Annotated in this window: 19 protein-coding genes and 1 tRNA gene; 18 read left to right on the top strand and 2 right to left on the bottom strand. The window is 72.7% G+C overall.

Annotated features, from left to right (window positions below; genetic code table 11):
* Nucleotides 1-343: 343 nt before the first annotated feature.
* The 8 genes from ABZ497_RS03530 (at nucleotide 344) to ABZ497_RS03495 (ending at nucleotide 8442) form a co-directional block, all read left to right on the top strand.
* The gene (locus ABZ497_RS03530) at nucleotides 344-1510 is read left to right on the top strand and encodes an LLM class flavin-dependent oxidoreductase (RefSeq protein WP_359803177.1); all 1167 of its coding nucleotides are present in this window, start codon (nucleotides 344-346) and stop codon (nucleotides 1508-1510) included.
* Nucleotides 1507-2067, top strand: a complete 561-nt coding sequence (locus ABZ497_RS03525; protein ID WP_359803175.1) for a GNAT family N-acetyltransferase — start codon at nucleotides 1507-1509, stop codon at nucleotides 2065-2067. The genes ABZ497_RS03530 and ABZ497_RS03525 overlap by 4 nt, the downstream gene beginning before the upstream one ends.
* The gene (locus tag ABZ497_RS03520; protein WP_329489588.1) at nucleotides 2064-3014 is read left to right on the top strand and encodes an ABC transporter substrate-binding protein; all 951 of its coding nucleotides are present in this window, start codon (nucleotides 2064-2066) and stop codon (nucleotides 3012-3014) included. Before ABZ497_RS03525 ends, ABZ497_RS03520 begins: the two co-directional genes overlap by 4 nt.
* A 40-nt stretch (nucleotides 3015-3054) precedes the next feature.
* Complete coding sequence (locus tag ABZ497_RS03515; RefSeq protein WP_352289325.1) at nucleotides 3055-4071, top strand: amino acid ABC transporter permease; 1017 nt, start codon at nucleotides 3055-3057, stop codon at nucleotides 4069-4071.
* Nucleotides 4072-4091: 20 nt separating this feature from the next.
* Nucleotides 4092-4844 carry an amino acid ABC transporter ATP-binding protein gene (locus ABZ497_RS03510; protein WP_359803317.1) on the top strand — a complete coding sequence of 251 codons (753 nt, stop codon included), beginning with the start codon at nucleotides 4092-4094 and terminating at the stop codon, nucleotides 4842-4844.
* Between the two features lie 86 nt (nucleotides 4845-4930).
* On the top strand, nucleotides 4931-5920 hold the full coding sequence (locus ABZ497_RS03505) for an ABC transporter substrate-binding protein (protein WP_359803172.1): 990 nt from the start codon (nucleotides 4931-4933) through the stop codon (nucleotides 5918-5920).
* 93 nt (nucleotides 5921-6013) lie between these two features.
* Entirely contained in the window at nucleotides 6014-7258 is a 1245-nt protein-coding gene (locus tag ABZ497_RS03500; protein WP_359803170.1) for a serine/threonine-protein kinase, read from the top strand.
* A 332-nt stretch (nucleotides 7259-7590) separates the two neighbouring features.
* Entirely contained in the window at nucleotides 7591-8442 is an 852-nt protein-coding gene (locus ABZ497_RS03495; RefSeq protein WP_359803168.1) for a fumarylacetoacetate hydrolase family protein, read from the top strand.
* Nucleotides 8443-8541: 99 nt separating this feature from the next.
* Here the strand turns inward: ABZ497_RS03495 and ABZ497_RS03490 are convergent, their stop codons facing one another.
* A complete protein-coding gene (locus ABZ497_RS03490) occupies nucleotides 8542-9276 on the bottom strand; it encodes a TetR/AcrR family transcriptional regulator (protein WP_329489594.1) in 735 nt (244 codons plus the stop codon).
* A 259-nt stretch (nucleotides 9277-9535) separates the two neighbouring features.
* On the opposite strand from ABZ497_RS03490, the gene ABZ497_RS03485 reads away from it, so the two are divergent.
* The 5 genes from ABZ497_RS03485 to ABZ497_RS03465 all read left to right on the top strand — a co-directional run bounded on the left by ABZ497_RS03485 (nucleotide 9536) and on the right by ABZ497_RS03465 (nucleotide 15987).
* The gene (locus ABZ497_RS03485) at nucleotides 9536-10225 is read left to right on the top strand and encodes a rhomboid-like protein (RefSeq protein ID WP_359803166.1); all 690 of its coding nucleotides are present in this window, start codon (nucleotides 9536-9538) and stop codon (nucleotides 10223-10225) included.
* 64 nt (nucleotides 10226-10289) lie between these two features.
* Nucleotides 10290-11993 carry a DUF885 domain-containing protein gene (locus ABZ497_RS03480; protein WP_329489596.1) on the top strand — a complete coding sequence of 568 codons (1704 nt, stop codon included), beginning with the start codon at nucleotides 10290-10292 and terminating at the stop codon, nucleotides 11991-11993.
* A gap of 246 nt (nucleotides 11994-12239) precedes the next feature.
* On the top strand, nucleotides 12240-13787 hold the full coding sequence (locus tag ABZ497_RS03475; RefSeq protein WP_359803163.1) for an MFS transporter: 1548 nt from the start codon (nucleotides 12240-12242) through the stop codon (nucleotides 13785-13787).
* 272 nt (nucleotides 13788-14059) lie between these two features.
* Nucleotides 14060-15055: a serine protease gene (locus tag ABZ497_RS03470; RefSeq protein WP_359803162.1), complete on the top strand. Its 996-nt coding sequence runs from the start codon at nucleotides 14060-14062 to the stop codon at nucleotides 15053-15055.
* An 86-nt stretch (nucleotides 15056-15141) separates the two neighbouring features.
* Nucleotides 15142-15987, top strand: a complete 846-nt coding sequence (locus ABZ497_RS03465) for an LppX_LprAFG lipoprotein (RefSeq protein WP_359803160.1) — start codon at nucleotides 15142-15144, stop codon at nucleotides 15985-15987.
* 145 nt (nucleotides 15988-16132) lie between these two features.
* Here the strand turns inward: ABZ497_RS03465 and ABZ497_RS03460 are convergent.
* A tRNA-Arg gene (locus tag ABZ497_RS03460) sits at nucleotides 16133-16204 on the bottom strand.
* 187 nt (nucleotides 16205-16391) lie between these two features.
* Here ABZ497_RS03460 and ABZ497_RS03455 point away from each other — a divergent pair.
* The 5 genes from ABZ497_RS03455 (at nucleotide 16392) to thrC (ending at nucleotide 22551) form a co-directional block, all read left to right on the top strand.
* Nucleotides 16392-16811 (top strand): response regulator, encoded by a 420-nt coding sequence (locus tag ABZ497_RS03455; protein WP_359803315.1) that lies wholly within the window; start codon nucleotides 16392-16394, stop codon nucleotides 16809-16811.
* Nucleotides 16812-16884: 73 nt separating this feature from the next.
* Nucleotides 16885-18546: an arginine--tRNA ligase gene (argS, locus tag ABZ497_RS03450; RefSeq protein WP_352289355.1), complete on the top strand. Its 1662-nt coding sequence runs from the start codon at nucleotides 16885-16887 to the stop codon at nucleotides 18544-18546.
* Nucleotides 18547-18633: 87 nt separating this feature from the next.
* Nucleotides 18634-20025, top strand: a complete 1392-nt coding sequence (lysA, locus tag ABZ497_RS03445; RefSeq protein ID WP_359803158.1) for a diaminopimelate decarboxylase — start codon at nucleotides 18634-18636, stop codon at nucleotides 20023-20025.
* 136 nt (nucleotides 20026-20161) lie between these two features.
* Complete coding sequence (locus ABZ497_RS03440; protein WP_359803156.1) at nucleotides 20162-21454, top strand: homoserine dehydrogenase; 1293 nt, start codon at nucleotides 20162-20164, stop codon at nucleotides 21452-21454.
* A gap of 8 nt (nucleotides 21455-21462) precedes the next feature.
* Entirely contained in the window at nucleotides 21463-22551 is a 1089-nt protein-coding gene (gene thrC / locus ABZ497_RS03435; protein WP_329489603.1) for a threonine synthase, read from the top strand.
* The last annotated feature ends 96 nt before the right edge of the window (nucleotides 22552-22647 follow it).

The following is a 22647-nucleotide window of genomic DNA, read 5'->3' as shown; positions in this document are numbered from 1 at the left end:
CCGTCGCGGGCCGGGTAGGCCGTCCAGTCCCGTACGGACGGCCGTTTCAGGCGCACGCTGCCGCCTTCAGCCTTCCGTACCCCACTGCACTCCGGCAGTTCTCCGTCGCCCTTCCGCCGACGTCTTCGCCGCCGTCGTCACCGTCACGTGCCCGTGCCCGTCGATCCGCGCGCTCCGCTCCGCCCTCCCGCTCGGCCCTCTTCGCTCCGCGCTCCCCGCTCGGCCTTCTCGCTCCGTGCTCCCTGCTCCCCGCTCCGTGCTCCAAGCCTGGCTCTGCCACGGCCTTTTCCGGTCTGCCCACCCGCAGCCGCCGGATTCCGTACGACCCGAAAGGTCAGTCACCATGCCCGTCGAATTCCTCGGCATCGCCGCCACCGGTGATGGTTCGGAGACCACCCCCCGCTCCACGGCGGCCTTCGACCGCGACTACACCCTGCGGCTGGCCCGGGCCCACGAGGACCACGGCTGGGACCGCGTGCTGTTCGCCTACGGCGCCGGCGCCCCCGACCCGGCGGCGGCCGCGGCGTTCCTCGCGGCCCGGCTCGACCGGCTCCAGATCCTGCTGGCCCACCGGCCGAACGTCTCCTACCCGACCTACGCGGCGAAGACCTTCGCCACCCTGGACCGGATCAGCGACGGGCGGCTCACCGTCCACTTCATCACCGGCGGCAACGACCACGAGCAGCAGCGCGAGGGCGACTTCCTGACCAAGGACCAGCGCTACGCCCGCACCCGTGAGTACATCGGGATCGTCAAGAAGGCGTGGACCAGCACGGAGGCCTTCGACCACGAGGGCGAGTACTACCGCTTCAACGACTTCGTCTCGGACGTCTTCCCCGTCCAGGCCCCGCGCCCGGGCGTCTCCTTCGGCGGCTCCTCGGAGGCCGCCTACGCCGCCGGCGGGGCGGAGGCGGACATCTACTGCCTCTGGGGCGAACCGCTGGCCCGGACCGCCGAGCAGATCGAGCGGGTCAAGGAGGCCGCGCGGGCCGCCGGCCGGACGGACGTGCCGCGCATCCAGGTCGCCTTCCGGCCGATCATCGCGCCGACCGAGGAACTGGCCTGGGAGAAGGCGTACCGGACGGTGGACGCGATCCGGGCCCGCAAGGAGTCCGGCGAGCTGGTCCGGCGCGGTGCGGCCGCGGCCCGGACCCCGGAGAACACCGGGTCGCAGCGGCTGCTGGAGATCGCCGCGGCCGGCGAGCGCTACGACCGCGCGCTCTGGACCCCGACCGCGGCCGCCACCGGCGGGGCCGGCAACTCCAACGCCCTGGTCGGCACGCCGGAGACGGTCGCGCAGGCGCTGCTCGACTACTACGACCTCGGCGTGGACATCCTCTCCGCGCGCGGCTACGCGCTGCTCGACGACGCGATCGACTTCGGCCGGTACGTCATCCCGCTGGTGCGCGAGGAGGTCGCCCGGCGGGACGCCGCGAAGGCGGCCGAGGCGGCCGAGCGGGAGGCCCGGGCCGAGCGCGACCGCCACCAGCTGATCGCGGTCCAGGCGTGAGCGGCACCAGCCTGGCGACCGAGGTCCGCCGGGTGACGATCGACGATCCCCTGGTCGAGCCGCTGCTGCGGGAGCTCACCCACGAGTACGTCACCCGCTACGGGCCGGATGCCCGGGAGGAGATGAGCCGGTACCCGAAGGACGCCTTCGCGGAGCCGGCCGGCGTACTGCTGCTCCTGCTGGAGGACGGCGAGCCGGTGGCCGGCGGTGCGTACAAGCGGTACGACGAACGGACCGCCGAGGTGAAGCGGATGTGGACGCATTCCGCGCACCGCCGCCGGGGGCTGGCCAGCCGGGTGCTGGCCGAGCTGGAGCGGGCCGCGCGGGCGGTCGGCTACACCCGGATCTTCCTCACCACCGGCCCGCGCCAGCCCGAGGCCAGGGGGCTCTACCTGGCGACCGGCTACACCCCGCTGTTCGACGTCGACGCCGATCCGCTGGAGATCGGCCCGCTGGCGTTCGAGAAGTCCCTGCCGGCCCGCACCGACAGCGAGCGGGCCGAGGCCCCCGCGCGACCCCATCACGCACCGACCCCGAAAGGCGCCCACCTCCCGTGAGAACCACCACCGTCCGCCGCCGCCTGCTCGCGGCCACCGCCCTGCTGCCGGTCCTGGCCCTGGCCGCGTGCGGTTCGGACCCGAAGACCGCCGCCCAGCCGGGCGCCGGCCAGGCGGCGGTCGACGCCGCCGCGCAGGACCTCGTCTCCGGCGTCGCCAAGTCGGACGCGGCGGCCGCCCTGCTGCCCGAGGACGTCCGCAAGGCCGGGACGGTGAAGTTCGGCTCGGCGATCGCCTCGCCGCCCGCCGCCTTCTACGCCGACCAGGCCACCAAGAAGGCGGCCGGGGTGGACATCGACTTCACCGACGCGGTGGCCAAGGTGCTCGGCCTGACCGTGGAGCGCGAGGAGGCCGCCTTCGAGACCATCCTGCCCGCGCTGGGCAGCGGCAAGTACGACGTCGGCACCGGCAACTTCGGGGTCACCGCCGTCCGGTTGAAGACCATCGACTTCGTCACCTACATCGACGACGGCCAGGGCTTCGCGGTCAAGAAGGACAACACCAGCGTCCAGCCGGTCACCGACCTCGCGCAGCTCTGCGGGCTGGTCATCGGCACCGGGGCCGGCACCACCTTCGAGACCACGCTGAACGCCAAGAAGAACGTCTGCACCGACGCCGGCAAGAAGCCCTTCGAGGTGAAGGCGTTCAGCGACAACGGCGCCACGCTGACCGGCCTCCAGCAGGGGCGGATCGACGTCGTGATGTCGACCATCAACGGCCTGCGCTACCAGGCGTCCCAGGAGGCGTCGGGGACGAAGTTCCTCGGCGAGTTCCACCGGCTGGACGTCGGCTTCGCGTTCAAGAAGGGCTCCCCGCTCGCCCCGGCCTTCCAGGCGGCGGTCAACCAGCTGATCAAGGACGGGACGTACGACAAGATCGTCAAGAAGTGGGGAGTCGTCGATTCGGCGATCAAGGAATCCCAGATCAGCCCGCCCGAGCACGTGTGACCCCCTGTCCGGGCCCCGGGCCTGTTGGAGGAATCCCCCCATGAGCATCACCACCACCGAGGCCGGTCCGCCGGCCGGAAGAACCGCCACCAAGGCGCCCGCCGCCCCGGCCGGGCGCGTCGACCTCGGCGAGCTGGCCGGTCTGCGGACCGTCCGGGCCCGCCACCCGTGGCGCTGGGCGGCCGGCCTCGCCGCCGTCGTCGTCCTGCTCCAGTTCGCCCACGGGCTGGCCACCAACCCCGGCTGGGACTGGGCGACCTTCCGGGTCTACTTCTCCGCCGACACCATCCTGCGCGCCGTCGGCCGCACCATCGAACTCACCTTCTACGGAACGCTGCTGGGCTTCCTGCTGGGTGCGGTGGTGGCGGCGATGCGGCTGTCGCGCAGCGCGATCCTGCAGTCCATCGCCTGGGCCTACGTCTGGGCGTTCCGCTCCATCCCGCTGATCGTGCAACTGGTCTTCTGGTTCAACCTCTCCTACCTCTACAAGCGGTTCGGCATCGGGATCCCGTTCGGCCCGACCTTCGCCGAGTTCGAGACGATGGGGGTGCTGGGCGCGCTCGGCGCCGCCGTGCTGGGGCTGGGCCTGCACCAGGCGGCGTTCGCCGCGGAGATCATCCGCGGCGGCATCATCGCGGTCGACGGCGGGCAGCGCGAGGCCGCCGCCGCGCTGGGCGTGCCGCGCTGGCGCCAGGCCTGGCGGATCGTGCTGCCGCAGGCCATGCGCGGCATCCTGCCGGCCGCCGCCAACGAGGTGATCTCGCTGTTCAAGGGCACCTCGGTGGTCTACGTGATGGCCATCGGCGAGCTCTTCTACCAGGTGCAGGTCGTCTACGGCCGCACCGGCCGGGTGGTGCCGCTGCTGATGGTGGCCACCGTCTGGTACGTGCTGCTGACCACGGTGCTGTCGCTCGGCCAGTACTACGTCGAGCGCTACTTCGCCCGGGGCGCCGAACGCACCCCGCCGCCCACCCCGCTGCAGCGGGCCCGGGCCTTCGTCCAGGGCCTGCGGGCCGACCGCACCCCCGTCGAGACCGCTACCGGAGGACGCTCGTGACCACCCCCGTCGTGGAACCCATGGTGCAGGTCAGGGGCCTGCACAAGAGCTTCGGCCCGCTCGCCGTGCTGCGCGGCGTCGACCTCGACGTGCCGGCCGGATCGGTGACGGTGGTGCTCGGCCCCTCCGGCTCCGGCAAGTCGACGCTGCTGCGCTCGATCAACCACCTGGAGAAGCTGGACCGCGGCTTCGTCGCGATCGACGGCGAGCTGATCGGCTACCGCCGCTCCGGCGACCGGCTGCACGAGCTCAGGGAGCGCGACGTCCTGCGCCAGCGCACCAACATCGGCTTCGTGTTCCAGAACTTCAACCTGTTCCCGCACCTCACGGTGGTGGAGAACATCATCGAGGCCCCGGTCAGCGCGCTGCGCCGGCCCAAGGCCGAGGCCCGGGCGGCCGCGCTGGCGCTGCTGGAACGGGTCGGTCTCGCCGACAAGGCGGACGCCTACCCGCGCCAGCTCTCCGGCGGCCAGCAGCAACGGGTGGCGATCGCCCGGGCGCTGGCGCTGGAGCCGAAGGTGCTGCTCTTCGACGAGCCGACCTCGGCGCTCGACCCGGAGCTGGTGGGCGAGGTGCTGGACGTCATCAAGGACCTCGCCCGGGCCGGCACCACCATGATCGTGGTGACCCATGAGATCGGCTTCGCCCGCGAGGTCGCCGACACCGTGGTCTTCATGGACGGCGGGGTGGTGGTCGAGCAGGGCCCGCCGAAGGCCGTCCTGGACGATCCGCAGCACGAGCGCACCCGCGCCTTCCTCGCCAAGGTCCTCTGACCCCCCTCGCCGATCCCCTTCGCCGACCTCCCCTCGCCGACCCCCTCCCGCTCCCCGACCCTCTTCCAGCCATCAGGAGTTCCGCCATGTCCCTATCCCGTCGCGCCCTCGTGACCGCCGCCGCCGCGCTCGCCGCCACCCTCACCCTCGCCGCCTGCGGCAGCTCCACGGACGCCGCCGCGGAGCTCGCCCCCGCGAAGGGCAGTACCGCGCCCAACGGCACCACGGTGAACCTGACGCCGAATCAGAACCGCATCACGACGGCGAAGGTGGACGCCATCGCGGCGCTGGTTCCGGAGGAGGTCAGAAAGAGAGGGACGCTGACGGTCGCCAACTCGCTTGGTACCACGCCGCCGCTGGACTTCTACGCGAACGACGACAAGACCATCATCGGGGTCGAGCCCGACCTCGCCTCGCTGGTCGGTGACGTCCTCGGCCTGAAGGTCGAGTTCAACCCGGTCTCCTGGGAGAACGTCTTCGTGGGCCTGGACAGCGGCAAGTTCGACGTCGGCATGACCAACATCACCGTCACCGAGGCCCGCAAGGAGAAGTACGACTTCGCCACCTACCGGCTGGACATCCTCGGCTTCGAGGCGAAGAAGGGCACCGGCTGGAAGGTCGCCGGCCCCAAGGACGTGGCCGGCAAGACGATCGCCGTCTCCTCCGGCACCAACCAGGAGAAGCTGCTGATCTCCTGGAACGAGGAGAACGTGAAGAACGGCCTCAAGCCGGCCGACATCAAGTACTTCCAGAGCTCCTCCGACTACTACCTGGCGCTCTCCTCCGGCCGGATCGACGCCTACGTCGGCCCCAACCCGAGCTCGGCCTTCCACGCCGTGCAGACCGGTGAGACCGAGGTGGTCGGCACCTACTCCGGCGGTGGCGCGGACGTCCTGGGGAAGATCGCGGCGACCACCAAGAAGGACAACGGGCTGGTCCAGGCACTGAACGGGGCGATCAACGAGATCATCAAGAACGGCACCTACGGCCAGGCGCTGAAGCGCTGGGGTCTCGACGGCGAGGCCGTCCAGACCTCCGAGATCAACCCGCCCGGCCTGCCCAAGCCCAAGCCGTAGCCCGTTCACCCCCATGTCCTCCGCCGACGCTATGGTGGCCCCGGTCACGGTGGACGCTGTTCGTATCCGGTGCACCCGGGGGTTGGGGGAGACATGAGGGCTGGGGAGGTTCTGGACGGCCGCTACCGGCTGGACCGGACGCTCGGCCGGGGCGGCTTCGGGGTGGTCTGGGCGGCCCACGACAACAACATCGGGCGGGCGGTCGCGGTCAAGGTCCTCTCCGAGGAGAAGGCGAGCGACGAGGAGGCGGTCGCGCGGTTCGTCCGCGAGGCCAAGACCGCCGGCAGCCTGTCCAATCCGCACATCGTCACGTTGCACGACTACGGCCGGGTCCAGCAGGGCGCCTGGTCCACCCACTACCTGGTGATGGAGCTGGTCCGCGGCCGCCCGCTGTCCGCGGTGCTCAAGGAGGGCACGCCCGACCCGGCGCTCGCGCTGAAGTGGGCCCGGCAGGTCTGCAAGGCGCTGGACGCCGCCCACCGTTCGGGCGTGGTGCACCGGGACATCAAGCCGGAGAACATCATGATCGCCGAGAGCGGTGAGGCCAAGGTGCTGGACTTCGGCATCGCCCGGCTGCTCACCCAGTCGGGCACCGGGCTCACGTCGACCGGTGTGGTCATCGGCACCCCGCCGTACCTGGCTCCCGAGTGCTGGGCCGGCGGCGCCATCGACGGCCGGGCCGACCTCTACGCGCTCGGCGTGGTGCTCTTCCAACTCTGCACCGGACAGCGCCCGTTCAACGCCGGATCGCCGGTCACCATGATGTACCAGCACCTCAACGACCCGCCGCCGCCGGTGCGCACCCCCTACCCGGCGCTCGCCGCCCTGATCGGCCGACTGCTCGCCAAGGACCCGGCCGACCGGCCCGCCGACGCCGCCGAGGTGCGCCGCCGGCTGCGCGAGATCCCGGTCGGGCAGAGCACCCCGGTCGGGCAGAGCACCCCGGTCGCCCCGGCCCCGCCGGCCGAGCCGCCCGAGGCGCTGCGGCAGCGGGCCGACCGGGCCTGGGAGTACGGCGTGGAGGGCCGGCCCGAGGAGGCCGTCCGGATGCTGACCGAGCTGATCCCGCGGTTCGCCCGCAGCTTCGGCCCGGCCGACCTCCGCACCCTGCGCACCTGTCACGACCTCGCCCTCTGGCTGGCCCGCGCCGGCAGCCCGGGCGCCGCCGCCGCGCTGCTGCGCGAGCTGGCCCCGGCCCTGTCCGGCGAGCCGAGGGCGCACGCCGACGTCCTGCGCGACCTCGACCGCTGGGAGCGGGAGCGCGACGAGGCCGGCCCCGGCCCGGCCCGGGCGCAACCCCTGGACCAGCTCCTCGGCGGCCCCGCGCACAGCGACTGACGCCCCGGGCGGCGGCAGCCGACGACCGACCGGCGCCGGGCCGCCGCCCCGCGCGTTCACCCCGGGCGGAGGCCCGTCCGCCCACGGTGGAGCCCTGTGGTCGAGCCCCGCGGTGGAGCCCCGTGCCGCCCGGCCGTCGCCCGGGCCGGGGGCTGTCAACCGTACGGGCACCTGATTCGGTGCTGCTCCGGGTTGTGGGGATTGATAGGAATTCGCCGAGCTGGACTGTCTGGTTCGCAGGCGGCAGCCGTTGATATACCTCGCAACAAGAGTTCGGTGCGGTGTGTGTGGCCGTACCGGCGAGCTGAGACGAAAGTGGTGGTGACGCTCAGATGAAGCTCCTCCGTGTCGGACCACCGGGCGCCGAGCGTCCGATCGCGCTGGGCCACGACGGCACCGCGTACGACCTCTCCGGGCACGCCCGGGACATCGACGGCGCCTTCCTGGCCGGGCTCGACCCGGCCGCGCTGGCCCGCGACGCGGCCGCCGGCCTGCTGCCGGTGGCCGACCTCGCCGGGCAGCGGGTCGGCGCTCCGGTCACCAGGCCGGGCAAGGTGGTCGGGATCGGGCTCAACTACCGGGACCACGCCGCCGAGGCCGGCGCGGCGATCCCGGACGAGCCGGTGATCTTCCTCAAGCCGAGCAACACCGTGGTCGGCCCGTACGACGAGGTACTGGTGCCCCGGGGCGGCGAGAAGACCGACTACGAGGCCGAACTGGCGATCGTGATCGGCCGCACCGCCCGGTACCTGGCCGGCCACCGGGAGGCGGCGGAGGCGATCGCGGGCTACACGATCGCCAACGACGTCACCGAGCGGGCCTTCCAGCTGGAGCGCGGCGGCCAGTGGGACAAGGGCAAGTCGGCGGAGACCTTCACGCCGCTCGGCCCCTGGCTGGTCACCGCGGACGAGGTCGCCGACCCGCAGCGGCTGCGGCTGCGCCTCTGGGTCAACGGCGGGCTGCGGCAGGACGGCTCCACCGCCGAGATGATCTTCCCGGTGCTGGAGATCGTCCGGTACGTCAGCCAGTTCATGGTGCTGGAGCCGGGGGACGTGATCGTCACCGGCACTCCGGCCGGCGTCACCCTGGGCCACCCGGGCACCCCGTTCCTGACCGCCGGGGACGTCGTGGAGATCGAGATCGACGGGCTGGGCCGCCAGCGTCAGGTGCTCGGCAAGGCCTGACGTCCGGGCGGCCCGACCCCGACCCCGGGCACGGGGGTCGCGGGTCGGGCCGCGAGAGCGAGCCGGACCCGCCCGCGAAGAACCGCCGCGCCCCGCGCCTCAGCCGCCGAGCGCGGCCCGCAGCCGGGCGGTCCGTGGTGCGTCCGGGCCCTCCAGCGCCAGCAGCGCGGTCAGCACCTGCGCCGTCTGCGGATCGTGCAGCGCCGTCGCCGCGGCCATCGCCACGAACTGGTCCACCAGCCACTCCCGCAGCTCGTCCACCGGCAGCGCGCGGCCCTCGTCCAGCCAGGTCAGCGAGGTGCCCTCGACCACCGCGATCCACGAGCGCACCAGCAGCGTCAGCCGCGGCCCGGCCTCCCGGACCCCGAGGTGGCGCAGGGTCCGCTTGAGCGCCGCCCGCCGGACGTCGTCCACCATCGCCGAGGTGCGCTGCGTCTCCACCACCGAGCCGCCGCGCAGCAGGGCCGAGTATCCGGCGTCGTGCTCGGCCACGAAGGCGAAGTAGCTCTCCAGCACGGCGGCCAGCTGCTCGGTCGGGCTCCCGGTCAGCGGCACCGTGAACCGGCTGGTCAGCTCCTCCGCGGCGGTGCGCAGCGCGGCCTCGTACAACTGCTGCTTGCCGCCCGCGAAGTAGCGGTACACCAGCGGCCGGGAGGCCCCGGCGGCCTCCGCCACGTCGTCCAGGCTCACCTCGTCCGGCGGCCGCGAGGCGAACAGCTCCAGGGCGACCGCGATCAGCTGGTCCCGTCGCTGCTGCACCGTCAGCCGCCGGTACCCGCTGCGCCGCGGCCGGGCCTCGGAGGATGGTGGGACGGGCGCTGAGCTGGCTTCCATGGCGGTCAGCGTAATGGTCGCCGGTCCGATCGGATCCTTGCCTGCACCGATCATTCCGAACGGATGTTTGCCGCCCGGGCGCCCCGGCCGCCCCAGCCACCCGGCCGCCCCGGCCCCCGCCGCCCCGACCTGCCCCGGCCCGCTCGTGACCCGCCGCCGCTCCGCGACCGCCCGCCCCGGCGGGTCGGCCCGCCGCACGGCGGGCCGGGCGCCGACCATGGGGACGGATCGTCGCCGTCGCTTCGAGGAGGGCCGCCGGATGGCGCGGGCAGTGCAGTGGACGGCGGCCGTGCGCCGGGTGCCGGGCGCGGTCCTCCGGTGGGTCCGGTCGGCGCCCGGGACGTACCTGTGGCTGCTGCTCCTGGCGGCCACGGGCTTCGTGGTGGCGCGGATGGACCCGGCGCGGCTGGACTGGTTCCTGGCCGCCCGCTCGACCAACCTGGAGAACCTCCGCTCGGACCCGGTGCACGTCCTGGTGGCCAGCGCGCTCTGGACGGAGCAGTCGAGCTTCCTCCTCTACTTCGTGCTGTTCACCCTCTTCCACGCCAACGCGGAGCGCTGGCTGGGCACGCCGCGCTGGTTCACGGTGGCCGCCACCGCCCACGTGCTGGCCACCCTCGTCAGCGAGGGGGTGGTCGCCCGGGGCATCATGCGCGGCCGGCTGGGGGAGAGCCTGGCCGGCACGGTGGACGTCGGCGTCTCGTACGCGCTGGCCGGTGTGGTCGCCGTGCTGACGTACCGCTTCGCCGGCCGCTGGCGGCTGCTGTATGGGCTCGGCGTGCTGGTCTTCTACCTGGTGCCGCTGGTCGGTTCGCACACCTTCACGGACCTCGGACACTTCTGCGCGGTGCTGATCGGCCTCTGCTTCTTCCGGTTCGCCCGCGGCCGGTCCAGGTGGGACCCGGGACTGCTGCTCCGGCGCAGGCGGGAGCGCCGGGCGGAGGTCTGAAATGGCCGGTCCATGCCACAGGGTAGGGGCTTGCAATCGGCCCGGGCCGCGAAATGATGTCCGGATGGTTGAAGAACTGATCAGCTCCGACGGCACCACCCCGCGCCGTATTGCCGACGACTACGTGCAGGCCCTGGCCGAGCTCGACCCGCTGACCGCGGTGTACCTCGGGCTCAACCTCGACGACGACCGACTCCCCGACCTCTCCCCGGCCGGTGACGAGGCGCTCGCCGAACTCGGCCGCCGCACGCTCGCCCGGCTCGCGGACGCGGAGCGGGCCGGAGCTGCCGAGGACGAGGCCGAGCGCCGCTGCGCCCGGCTGCTGCGCGAGCGGCTCACCGCCTCGCTCGCCGTCCACGACGCGGGGGAGGGCTTCCGCGCGGTTCGCAACCTGGCCTCACCGGTCCACAACGTGCGGGACGTCTTCACCCTGATGCCCGCCGACACCGAGCAGCAGTGGGCGGTTATCGGGCGCCGGCTGGCCCGGGTGCCCCTCACGCTGGAGCAGTACCGGGCCACCCTCGCCGCGGGCATCGAGCGCGGTCTGCTCTCCGGCCCCCGTCAGGTGAGCACCGTGGTCGAGCAGCTCGGTGACTGGCTGGAGGGGGACGAGGCCGGCTGGTTCGGCGTCTTCGTCCGGCAGGCGCCCGAGGGGCTGCGCGCCGAGCTGGCCGGGCCCGCCGCCGCCGCTGCCGCCGCGGTGGCAGCGCTGCGCGACTGGCTGCGCGACGTCTACGGCCCGGCCGCCGCCGGCACCTCCGACACCATCGGGCGCGAGCGCTACGGCCGGTGGGTGCGCTACTGGACCGGCGCCGACCTCGACCTGGACGAGGCGTACGGCTGGGCCTGGCAGGAGTTCCACGGCCTGCTCGCCCAGATGGAGGCGGAGGCCGAGAAGGTGCTCCCCGGCTCCACCCCGATGGAGGCGATGCGGTGGCTGGAGAGCGACGGCCCCGCCGTCCAGGGCGCCGAAGCGACGCGTGAGTACCTCCAGGGGCTGATGGACGGGGCGATCCGCGACCTCCAGGGCACCCACTTCGACTTGGCCGAGCCGGTCACCCGGGTCGAGTCGATGATCGCCCCGGCGGGCAGCGCGGCCGCGCCGTACTACACCTCGCCGTCGCTGGACTTCACCCGCCCGGGGCGGACCTGGCTGCCGACCATCGGCCGGGAGCGCTTCCCGGTCTGGGACCTCGTCTCCACCTGGTACCACGAGGGCGTTCCCGGCCACCACCTGCAGCTCGCGCAGTGGAACTACGTCGCCGACCGGCTCTCCACCTACCAGGTCAGCATCGGCGGGGTGAGCGCCAACATGGAGGGCTGGGCGCTGTACGCCGAGCGCCTGATGGACGAGCTGGGCTACCTCACCGACCCGGGCCACCGGCTCGGCTACCTCAACGCCCAGATGATGCGCGCGCTGCGGGTGATCGTCGACATCGGCATGCACGTCGGGCTGGACTTCCCCGCGGACTCCCCGTTCCGCCCGGGCGAGGCGGTCCTGCCGGACGCCGCCCGGGAGTTCTTCGGCCGGTACTGCGGGCTGGCGCCGGAGGTCCTGGACAGCGAGCTGGTCCGCTACCTCGGCATGCCCGGCCAGGCGATCGGCTACAAGCTCGGCGAGCGGGCCTGGCAGCGCGGCCGGGCGGCGGCCCGGGCGGCGCACGAGGCGCGCGGCGAGGAGTTCGACCTCAAGGCCTGGCACATGGCGGCGCTCTCGCAGGGCTCGCTGGGGCTGGACGACCTGGTGGCGGAGCTGGCCGCGCTGTAGTGCGGTGCCGGCGACGGCGGGTGCCCCGGCCCGGGCGGCCGACGGCACTGCCCCCGGGTGCAGGGGCACCCGGGGGCTCTTCGCCGCCTCCGGCCGGGGCGGGTCTGGTCCCGCGGTCCCGGGCCAGTGGTCAATTAGTCCTATTCGTCCGATTTGGTGAGCTTTTTCCTTGCCACTCGCCGCGCGGAGCGTTTGGCTGGAAGGCGACTGCGTGACCTCTCCGAACCCCTGCGGAAGGCTCCCCCAGTGTCTGCTCACCCTGCCACCGGTCATAAGGCGGCGGACAGTCGTCGCTGGTGGGCATTGGCGGTCATCGCCATCGCCCAGCTGATGATCGTCCTCGACATCACCATCGTGAACATCGCCCTGCCCTCGGCCCAGAAGGACCTCGGGATATCCGACGCCAACCGGCAGTGGGTGATCACCGCCTACACGCTGGCCTTCGGTGGCCTGCTGCTCCTCGGCGGCCGGCTCGGCGACCTCTTCGGCCGCAAACGCGTCTTCATCATCGGCCTGCTCGGCTTCGCCCTCGCCTCCGCGATCGGCGGCGCCGCGTCCGGATCGGCGATGCTGTTCGCGGCCCGCGCCCTCCAGGGCGCCTTCGGCGCGCTCCTCGCGCCGTCCGCCCTGGGCCTGCTCTCCACCACCTTCAGCGATCCACGGGAACGCAGTACGGCGTTCGGCATCTTCGGTGCCATCGCCGGCGGCGGCGCCGCGATCGGCCTGCTCCTGGGCGGCCTGCTGACCGAGTACCTGAACTGGCGCTGGTGCCTGTTCGTGAACACCCCGATCGCCATCGCGACGGCCTTCGCCGCCTTCTCGATCCTCACCTCGGACCACGTCGCCAAGGGCCGCCGGGTCAAACTCGACCTGCCCGGCGCGTTCCTGGGCTGCGGCGGCCTGCTCGCCATCGTCTTCGGCACGTCCGAGGCGGTCAGCCGGGGCTGGGTGGACTGGCTGGTGCTGGGCTCGCTGGTGCTCGGCGCGCTCCTGCTGGTGGCCTTCGTGCTGGTGGAGCGGCGCACCGAACACGCGCTGCTGCCGCTGCACATCGTGGGCGAGCGCAACCGCGGCGGCGCCGCGCTCTCGATCGGCCTGGCGATGGTCGGGATGTTCGGCCTGTTCCTGTTCCTCACCTACTACCTCCAGGTGATCAAGCACTTCTCGCCGGTGATGTCCGGCGTCTCCTTCCTGCCGATGACGGCCGCCATCGTGATCAGTTCGACCGGGTTCGCGGCCCGGCTGATGACCAGGGTGCCCTCGCGCAACCTGATCGGGCCCGGGCTGCTGCTGGCCGCGGCCGCGATGGCCTGGCTGACCCAGATGAAGGTGGACAGTCCGTGGGCCGGCATGGTGCTCCCCGCCGAGCTGCTGCTCGGCTTCGGGATGGGCCTGGTGTTCATGCCGGCGATGAGCCTGGCCACCCTGGGCGTCGCCCCGAACGAGGCCGGCGCCGCGTCGGCCACCATCAACTCGGCCCAGCAGGTGGGCGGTTCCGTCGGTACGGCGCTGCTGAACACGATCGCGGCCAGTGCCACCGCGACGTACCTGGCCACCCGGATCGCAGGAAATCCCCAGGTCCAGGCCCAGGGCGCGGTGCACGGGTACGTGATCGCGACCTGGGTGGCGATGGGCATCCTGCTGGCGGCGGCGCTGATCGCCTTCCTGATGATCAACCACCGCCCGGCACCCGGCGAGGCCACCGGGGAGACCGTGTCCGGGGCGGGCGCGCAGGCCGGCGCGACGGCCACCGCGGGGGCGGCGGCGCCGAGCCACCGGCAGCGCGCCCGATGAGCCGCGGCCCCGGTACCCGCGTCGACTGAAACATGCCCCGAGGTCCCGCAGTCGACCTCCGGCGCCTCCCCGCTCCCGGCCACCCCGGGAGCGGGGAGGCGCCGCCGTGCCGGGGGCGCCGGACCCGGGGTGACGCCTCGGGACCGACCGGCCCCGGGCCGCCGAGCGGAGGATTTCTCATCCGGTTCCCAGCCGGACATCACAGCCCTCCCAGCTCCCTGGGCCATAGTCGGACGGTACTCGCACCGACATCCAGGTCAGGAGGACCAGGCATGGGCCAGCACCGTCGCCTTCAGCCCCGACGCCGGCTTCTGGCCCCCACCCTCCTCACCCTGCTCTCGGTGCTCACCGTGGCGGCCGTCGTCACGGGCGCGCACGGCGTGACCTCGGAGGTGACGGCGGCGGGCAGCCCGACGGTGACCGCCCCGGCGGCCGCCACGTCGTCCCCCTCGCCCGCGCCCTCGTCCTCTGCCTCGGCGCCGGACGCGGCGGCGCACGCGGCGGCCCCGGCCACCACCGGGGCGCCCACGGACGGGGCCGGCGGCGAGGCCACCACCGACCAGGCCGCCGCCGAGGCGCCCACCGGCCCGGCCACCGCCGCCGTCGCCGTCCCGGGCCCGCTCGGCACCACCGCGGTGGCCCCGGCCACGCCCGAATCCGCCACCGTGGGAGCCCTGTTCAGCGGCAAGGTCACGGCGGGCGAGCACTTCTGCACCGCCAGCGTGCTGCACAGCACCACCAAGAACCTGCTGATCACCGCCGCCCACTGCCTCGACAGCGCCGCCGGCGTCACCTTCGTCCCCGGCTACCGCGACGGCGCCGCCCCCTACGGCACCTGGCGGGTCACCGCGATCCACACCACCACCGGCTGGTCGCGGGACGGCGACCAGGACGAGGACTTCGCCGTCCTGGAGACCGCGTCCGACGGCGGCCGCCGGATCGAGGACGTGGTCGGCGCCAACCAGCTCGGCACCGACGAGCCCTTCGGCGTCACCGTCCGCCTCTACGGGTACCCGAGCGGCACCGAGGCGCCGCTCCTGTGCGGCAACACCACCGGCCGCCAGGGCCCCTACCAGCGCGTCGTCGACTGCCCCGGCTACCCCGGCGGCACCAGCGGCGGCCCGTGGATCAGCACCACCACCGGCCATGTGGTCGGCGTCATCGGCGGCTACCAGGAGGGCGGCGACAGCCCCGACACCTCCTACAGCGCCGCCTTCGACCACACCGTGGCGGCCCTCTACGAGGAGGCGGTGGACGCGGCCTCCTGAGCCCGGCCCGGACAGCGGTTCGAACAGCGTTCTTCACATGAAACACTCTCCGTCGACGAAACCGACACACCCGGAGAGCCCCAACCGTGACCACCTCCCGCACCACCGCCCTGACGATCGCGGCGACGGCCCTGGCCCTCGCCACCGTGGCGGGGTGCAACGACGACACCGGGTCGGCCGCCCAGCCGGCCCCGACCTCCGCCGCGGCCTCCGCTTCCCCGACGGCCTCCCCGACGGCCACCGCCTTCTCGCCGGCCACCACCGCCCCGGCGCCCGCGAATTCGGCCGCCACCGCGTCCGCGAGCCCGGCCGCCGAGGGTGCCTTCGACCCCGAGCAGGCCCTGGCCGCGGCCGACAAGTCGCCCTACGCGGTCTCGGTGGTCATGATCACCGAGAGTGGCGGGGTGGCGCTGTCGACCATGAAGGGCCGCAGCAACCTCAACGGCGTCTGGACCGGCCGGATGGAGATGCGCACCACCGCGCCCGGTGTCGCCGAGCCGATCCTCTGGATCGAGAGCCTGACGACGGCCGACGCCAGCTACCTGCGCGACCTGTCCACGCCGGGTGACGAGTGGGCCAAGATGCCGCGCTCCACCGACAACGCGGTCGTCGACTACACCGACTACGCCAAGCTGCTGCTGGCCGCCGGCCCCGGTGCGCGCAAGGGCATGGAGACGCGTGACGGTGTCGCCGTCTACCACCTCACCGGCCACATCAGCACCGAACAGCTGAGCACCGTCGACCCGCGGACGTACAAGTCGCTGAAGGCGAAGGGCACCACCGGCTTCGACTTCGACCAGTGGATCGACCGCGCGGGCCGCACCCGCTACGCCGAGCAGCAGGTCGAGATGAAGGGCGTGAAGGCGGTCAACAAGGTCACCTTCTCCGACTTCGGCCCGGCCGAGACCTTCGCCGCCCCGGTGGCCGGCTGACCGCGAGCCGCCCGGAGCGCCGGGGCCGCCGTCCTTCCCGGGCGGCGGCCCCGGTCATGCCGCCCGCCCCGCCGCCGACATGACGAAGGCCCAGATCCGTGGATGAACTCCACTGATCTGGGCCTCTGTTGCACTTCTCGCGAAGTGCCCCCGGCAGGATTCGAACCTGCGCACCCGCCTCCGGAGGGCGGTGCTCTATCCCCTGAGCTACGGGGGCCTGCTTGGTGCTGTCGTCGCGTTCGCTTCGACGTGGAGAACATTACCAGGCCCGGGGCGTGGTCCGTGCACGGGTTTCCACCACCGGCCCGGCGGCGGGGAGCGGAGCTCGGCCGGAGGGGGAGCGGAAGTCCGGAAAGGCCGGACGGGGCGGCGGGCGCGCCGATACCCTCGGTGAGGTGTCGGGAGTGTCCGGGCGGGTCCTCGTGGTGGACGACAGCGAGGTGATCCGTCAGCTGATCAGGGTCAACCTGGAGCTGGAAGGCTTCGAGGTGGTGACCGCCGCCGACGGCGCCGAGTGCCTGGAGGTGGTCCGCCGGGTGCGGCCGGACGTGGTGACGCTGGACGTCGTGATGCCGCGGCTGGACGGCCTGCGGACGGCGGCCCGGCTGCGGGCGGCGCCGGTGACCAGCGGGCTGCCGATCGCGATCGTCAGCGCCTGCACGCCGGCCGACCTCGACCTCGGGGAGGCGGTCGGGGTGGACGGCTACCTGGGCAAGCCCTTCGACCCCGCCGATCTGGTGGCGCTGGTGTGGCGGCTGATGGCGCGGGCGGCGAGGCCGGACGGGTTTCGCCCTGAGCGAACAGAGCGCACGGATCGCGGCTGAGCACGGCGCGCGGGCGTCTCAACCGGCAAACCGGGTGGCGAGCGGGTACCCCGTCTCGCCTACGCTTGGCGTCGTGACCCCCGCAGAGCTTTCCCAGGCAGTCCAGGCCGCAGTGAGCGCCGCCGTCGAGGCGGGCGAGCTGGCCGTCGCCGTGCCCGAGCACGTGACGGTCGAGCGACCCAAGAACAGGGACCACGGCGACTACGCGACGAACGTGGCCCTCCAGCTCGCGAAGTCGGCCGGTCGGCCGCCGCGAGCCGTGGCCGACCTGGTGGCCGCCCGCCTGCGTGAACTGCCCGGGGTCGCCAAGGTCGACATCGCCGGGCCGGGCTTCCTGAACATCACGCTCGACGCCGCCACCCAGGGCGCGCTGGCGCGGAGCATCGTCGAGGCGGGCGAGTCCTACGGCCGCAACGAGGCGCTCAAGGGCCTGAAGATCAACCTGGAGTTCGTCTCCGCCAACCCGACCGGCCCGATCCACATCGGCGGCGTCCGCTGGGCCGCCGTCGGCGACTCGCTCGCCCGGGTGCTGCGGGCCACCGGCGCCGACGTCACCACCGAGTACTACCTGAACGACGCCGGCGTGCAGATCTCCAAGTTCGCCGGCTCGCTGAAGGCCGCCGCCAACGGGCAGCCCGTGCCGGCCGACGGCTACGTCGGCGAGTACATCGTCGACATCGCCAAGGCGATCGTGGACGGCGTCCCCGGCGTGCTCGACCTGCCCGAGGGCGAGCAGTTGGAGGTGTTCCGCACCGAGGGCCTCAAGCTCATGGTCGCCGAGATCCAGCGCTCGATGGAGGAGTTCGGCACCCACTTCGACGTCTGGTTCTCGGAGAAGTCGCTGCACGACTCCGGCGCCGTCGAGAAGGCCATCGAGCGGCTGCGCGAGCAGGGCCACGTCTTCGACCGGGACGGCGCGATCTGGCTGCGCACCACCGACTTCGGCGACGACAAGGACCGCGTCCTGGTCAAGGCCGACGGCGAGACCACCTACTTCGCCGCCGACGCCGCCTACTACCTCTCCAAGCGCGACCGCGGCTCCGAGGTCTCCGTCTACATGCTGGGCGCGGACCACCACGGCTACGTCAACCGCCTCAAGGCCATCTCGGCCTGCGCGGGCGACGACATGGACCGCAACATCGAGGTCAAGATCGGCCAGTTCGTGAAGATGCTTCGCGACGGCGAAGAGGTCCGCATGTCCAAGCGGGCCGGAAACATCATCACCATCGACGACGTGGTCGACTGGATCGGCGTGGACGCCGCCCGGTACACCCTGGCGCGCTCCTCCACCGACTCCACGATCACGCTCGACATCAACGTGCTGACCAGCCAGACCAACGAGAACCCGGTCTACTACGTCCAGTACGCGCACACCCGGATGTGCGGCGTCGCCCGCAAGGCCGCGGAGCTCGGCGTCGACAAGGGCCCGGCCGGGGACTTCAAACCCGAGCTGCTCGCCACCCAGTGGGAGAACGACGTCCTCGGCGCCCTCGGTGAGTTCCCGCGGATCCTGGCCACGGCCGGCGAGCTGCGCGAGCCGCACCGGGTCGCGCGCTACCTGGAGGACCTCGCGGGCAAGTACCACCGCCTGTACGAGAACTGCATGTTCCTGCCCAAGGGTGACGAAGAGCTCAACGACACGCACCGGGCCCGGCTGTGGCTGGTCGAGGCCACCCGCACGGTCATGGCCAACGGCCTCACGCTCCTGGGCGTGACGGCGCCCGAGCGGATGTAGGACCACCCCCAAGCGCACAGCGGGGGCGGCGGACGGTCAACGAGGACCGTCGCCGCCCCTCGCCATAAGCCAAGGAAGTAAGCAGAGATGAGCCGCTCCGCACACCCCGCAGGCCCCCGGCACGGCGACGTGCTGACCGAGGGCCACTACCAGGCGCCGCCGAGCGACCTGAACGCGCTCGACCCCAAGGTCTGGTCGAAGACCGTCGCCCGCGGTGCGGACGGCGTGGTCACCGTCGGCGGCCTCGACGTCAAGCGGCTCGCCGCCGAGTTCGGCACCCCGGCCTACGTCATGGACGAGGACGACTTCCGGGCCCGGGCCCGCGCCTGGCGCGAGGCCTTCGGCACCGGCGCGGACGTCTACTACGCGGGCAAGGCCTTCCTCTCCAAGGCGGTCGTGCGCTGGCTCCACGAGGAGGGCCTCAACCTCGACGTGTGCAGCGTCGGCGAACTGGCCGTGGCGCTGGCCGCCGGGATGCCGCCGGAGCGGATCGCGCTGCACGGCAACAACAAGTCGGTGGACGAGCTCGAACACGCGGTGAAGACCGGCGTCGGCCACATCGTGCTCGACTCCTACGAGGAGATCGAGCGGCTGGCCGCGATCGCCGGCCGGCAGGGCGTGCGCCAGCCGGTGCTGATCCGGGTCACGGTCGGCGTCGAGGCGCACACCCACGAGTTCATCGCCACCGCCCACGAGGACCAGAAGTTCGGGCTCTCGCTGAACGGGGGCGCGGCGGCCGAGGCGGTCCGCCGGGTGCTCGGCCACCCCGGCCTGGAGCTGCGCGGCATCCACTCGCACATCGGCTCGCAGATCTTCGACACGGCCGGCTTCGAGGTCGCCGCCCGCCGGGTGGTCGGCCTGCTCGCCGAGATCCGCGACGAACACGGCGTCGAGCTGCCCGAGATCGACCTCGGCGGCGGCCTCGGCATCGCGTACACCAGCGAGGACGACCCGCGCGAGCCGGCCGAGATCGCCGCCGCGCTGGCCGACATCGTCCGCCGCGAGTGCGCCGCCGCGAACCTGAGCGCCCCCCGGCTCTCCGTCGAGCCCGGCCGCGCGATCGTCGGCCCGACCGCCTTCACGCTGTACGAGGTCGGCACGATCAAGCCGCTGGAGGGTCTGCGCACCTACGTCAGCGTGGACGGCGGCATGTCGGACAACATCCGCACGGCGCTCTACGACGCCGAGTACTCGGTGGCCCTGGTGTCGCGCGCCAGCGCCGCCGAGCCGATGTTGGTCCGGGTGGTCGGCAAGCACTGCGAGTCCGGCGACATCGTCGTCCGGGACGCCTTCCTGCCGGCCGACCTGGCCCCGGGCGACCTGATCGCGGTGCCCGCCACCGGTGCCTACTGCCGCTCGATGGCGAGCAACTACAACCACGCCCTGAAGCCCCCCGTGCTGGCCGTCAAGGACGGTGCGGCCCGGGTGATCGTCCGGCGCGAGACGGAGGAGGATCTCCTGCGTCTCGATATCGGATGACGAAATTCTTGTCTCAGATCATGGAACGACCGTAGATCCGTACGGAAAGTCCCGGAGACTGGTACAGACCGAAGATCCGGCGGATCCCCGAAATACCGCCGGAAACCGAAGCACGAAGAATGCAGAGCGGAGTCGGATGATGCGTACGCGGCCGCTGAAGGTGGCGTTGCTGGGCTGTGGTGTGGTGGGCTCCGAGGTGGCGCGCATCATGACGACGGACGCCGCCGACCTCGCCGCGCGCATCGGCGCGCCGGTCGAGCTCGCCGGCATCGCGGTCCGCCGGGCCGGGCGGGTGCGCCCGGGCGTGCCGGAGCACCTGATCACGACGGATGCCGAGGCCCTGGTCAACCGGGGCGACATCGATGTGGTGATCGAGGTGGTGGGTGGCATCGAGCCCTCCAAACACCTCCTCCTGTCGGCGTTCCGCAACGGCGCCTCGGTGGTCAGCGCCAACAAGGCGCTGCTCGCCAAGGACGGCACCGAGCTGCACGCCGCGGCCGCCGAGGCCGGGGTGGACCTGTACTACGAGGCCGCGGTGGCCGGCGCGATCCCGCTGATCCGCCCGCTGCGCGAGTCCCTGGCCGGGGACAAGGTCAACCGGGTGCTCGGGATCGTCAACGGCACCACCAACTTCATCCTCGACAAGATGGACAGCACCGGCGCCGGCTACTCGGAGGCGCTGGAGGAGGCCACCGCGCTCGGTTACGCGGAGGCGGACCCGACGGCCGACGTGGAGGGCTTCGACGCGGCCGCCAAGGCCGCGATCCTGGCCGGCATCGCGTTCCACACCAAGGTCACCGCGGCGGACGTCTACCGCGAGGGCCTGACCGAGGTGACCGCCGCCGACATCGCCTCCGCCAAGCAGATGGGCTGCGTCGTCAAGCTGCTGGCGATCTGCGAGCGGGCGGCCGACGGCGCGTCCGTCACCGCGCGGGTCCACCCCGCGATGATCCCGCTCACGCACCCGCTGGCCTCGGTCCGCGAGGCGTACAACGCGGTGTTCGTGGAGGCCGAGGCGGCCGGCCGGCTGATGTTCTACGGCCCGGGCGCGGGCGGCGCGCCGACCGCCTCGGCGGTCCTCGGCGACCTCGTCGCGGTCTGCCGCAACAAGCTCGCCGGCGCCACCGGCCCCGGCGACTCGGTGTACACCCGGCTGCCGGCCAAGCCGATGGACGAGGTCGTCACCCGGTACCACGTCAGCCTCGATGTGGACGACCGCGCGGGCGTGCTCGCCCAGGTGGCGTCCGTCTTCGCCGAGCACGGGGTCTCCATCGACACCGTGCGCCAGCAGGGCCGCGACGGCGACGCCTCGCTCGTCGTCGTCACCCACCGTGCCACCGACGCCGCCCTGTCGGCGACGGTCGACAAGCTCCGCGCGCTGTACAGCGTGCGGGACGTGGCCAGCATCATGCGGGTCGAAGGGGAGTAGGAAGAGCCATGAACGCCGTGATCGCCAGAGGCGCGCACACCCACCAGTGGCGCGGGCTGATCGAGGAGTACCGTGACCGCCTGCCGGTCAGCGACACCACGCCCGTGGTCACCCTGCTGGAGGGCGGCACGCCGCTGGTGCCCGCCCAGGTGCTCTCCGAGCGCACCGGCTGCGAGGTCTACCTCAAGGTCGAGGGTGCCAACCCCACCGGGTCCTTCAAGGACCGCGGTATGACGATGGCCATCTCCAAGGCCAAGGAGGACGGCGCCCAGGCCGTCATCTGCGCCTCCACCGGCAACACCTCGGCCTCCGCCGCCGCCTACGCGGTGCGCGCCGGGATGGTGTCGGCGGTACTGGTGCCGCAGGGCAAGATCGCGCTCGGCAAGATGGGCCAGGCGCTGGTCCACGGCGCCAAGATCCTTCAGGTGGACGGGAACTTCGACGACTGCCTCACCCTTGCGCGTGAACTGTCCGAGAAGTACCCGGTGGCGCTGGTCAACTCGGTGAACCCGGTGCGGATCGAGGGCCAGAAGACCGCCGCCTTCGAGATCGTGGACATGCTCGGCGACGCGCCGGACATCCACGTGCTCCCGGTCGGCAACGCGGGCAACATCACCGCGTACTGGAAGGGCTACCGCGAGTACGCCGCCGACGGACTGTCCACCCGGACGCCGCGCATGTGGGGCTTCCAGGCCTCCGGTTCGGCCCCGATCGTGGACGGCGCCCCGGTGCTCAAGCCGCAGACCATCGCCACCGCGATCCGGATCGGCAACCCCGCCTCCTGGGACTACGCGCTCGCCGCGCGGGACGAGTCGGGCGGCCTCATCGACAAGGTGACGGACCGTCAGATCCTCTCCGCCTACCGGCTGTTGGCCGCGCAGGAGGGTGTCTTCGTGGAGCCCGCCTCGGCCGCCTCGGTGGCCGGCCTGCTGGCCAAGGCGGAGGCCGGCCTGGTCGACCCGGGCCAGCGGATCGTCTGCACGGTGACCGGCAACGGCCTCAAGGACCCGGACTGGGCGGTGGCCGGCGCGCCGCAGCCGCAGATCGTCCCGATCGACCCCGAGGCCGCCGCCCAGCGCCTCGGCCTGCTCGACTGACCGGAAGCCGTCCGACCGGAACCCGCTTGACCTGGCCGAATCACCGCCCCCGGACCAGGATCCGCCCAGCCGACCCGCCTTGAGCCGAGGGGGCAC

Origin of the sequence: Kitasatospora sp. NPDC005751, from assembly GCF_040630835.1 — a bacterium.
GTDB lineage: Bacteria > Actinomycetota > Actinomycetes > Streptomycetales > Streptomycetaceae > Kitasatospora.
This window is presented reverse-complemented; position numbering and strand designations above follow the sequence as displayed.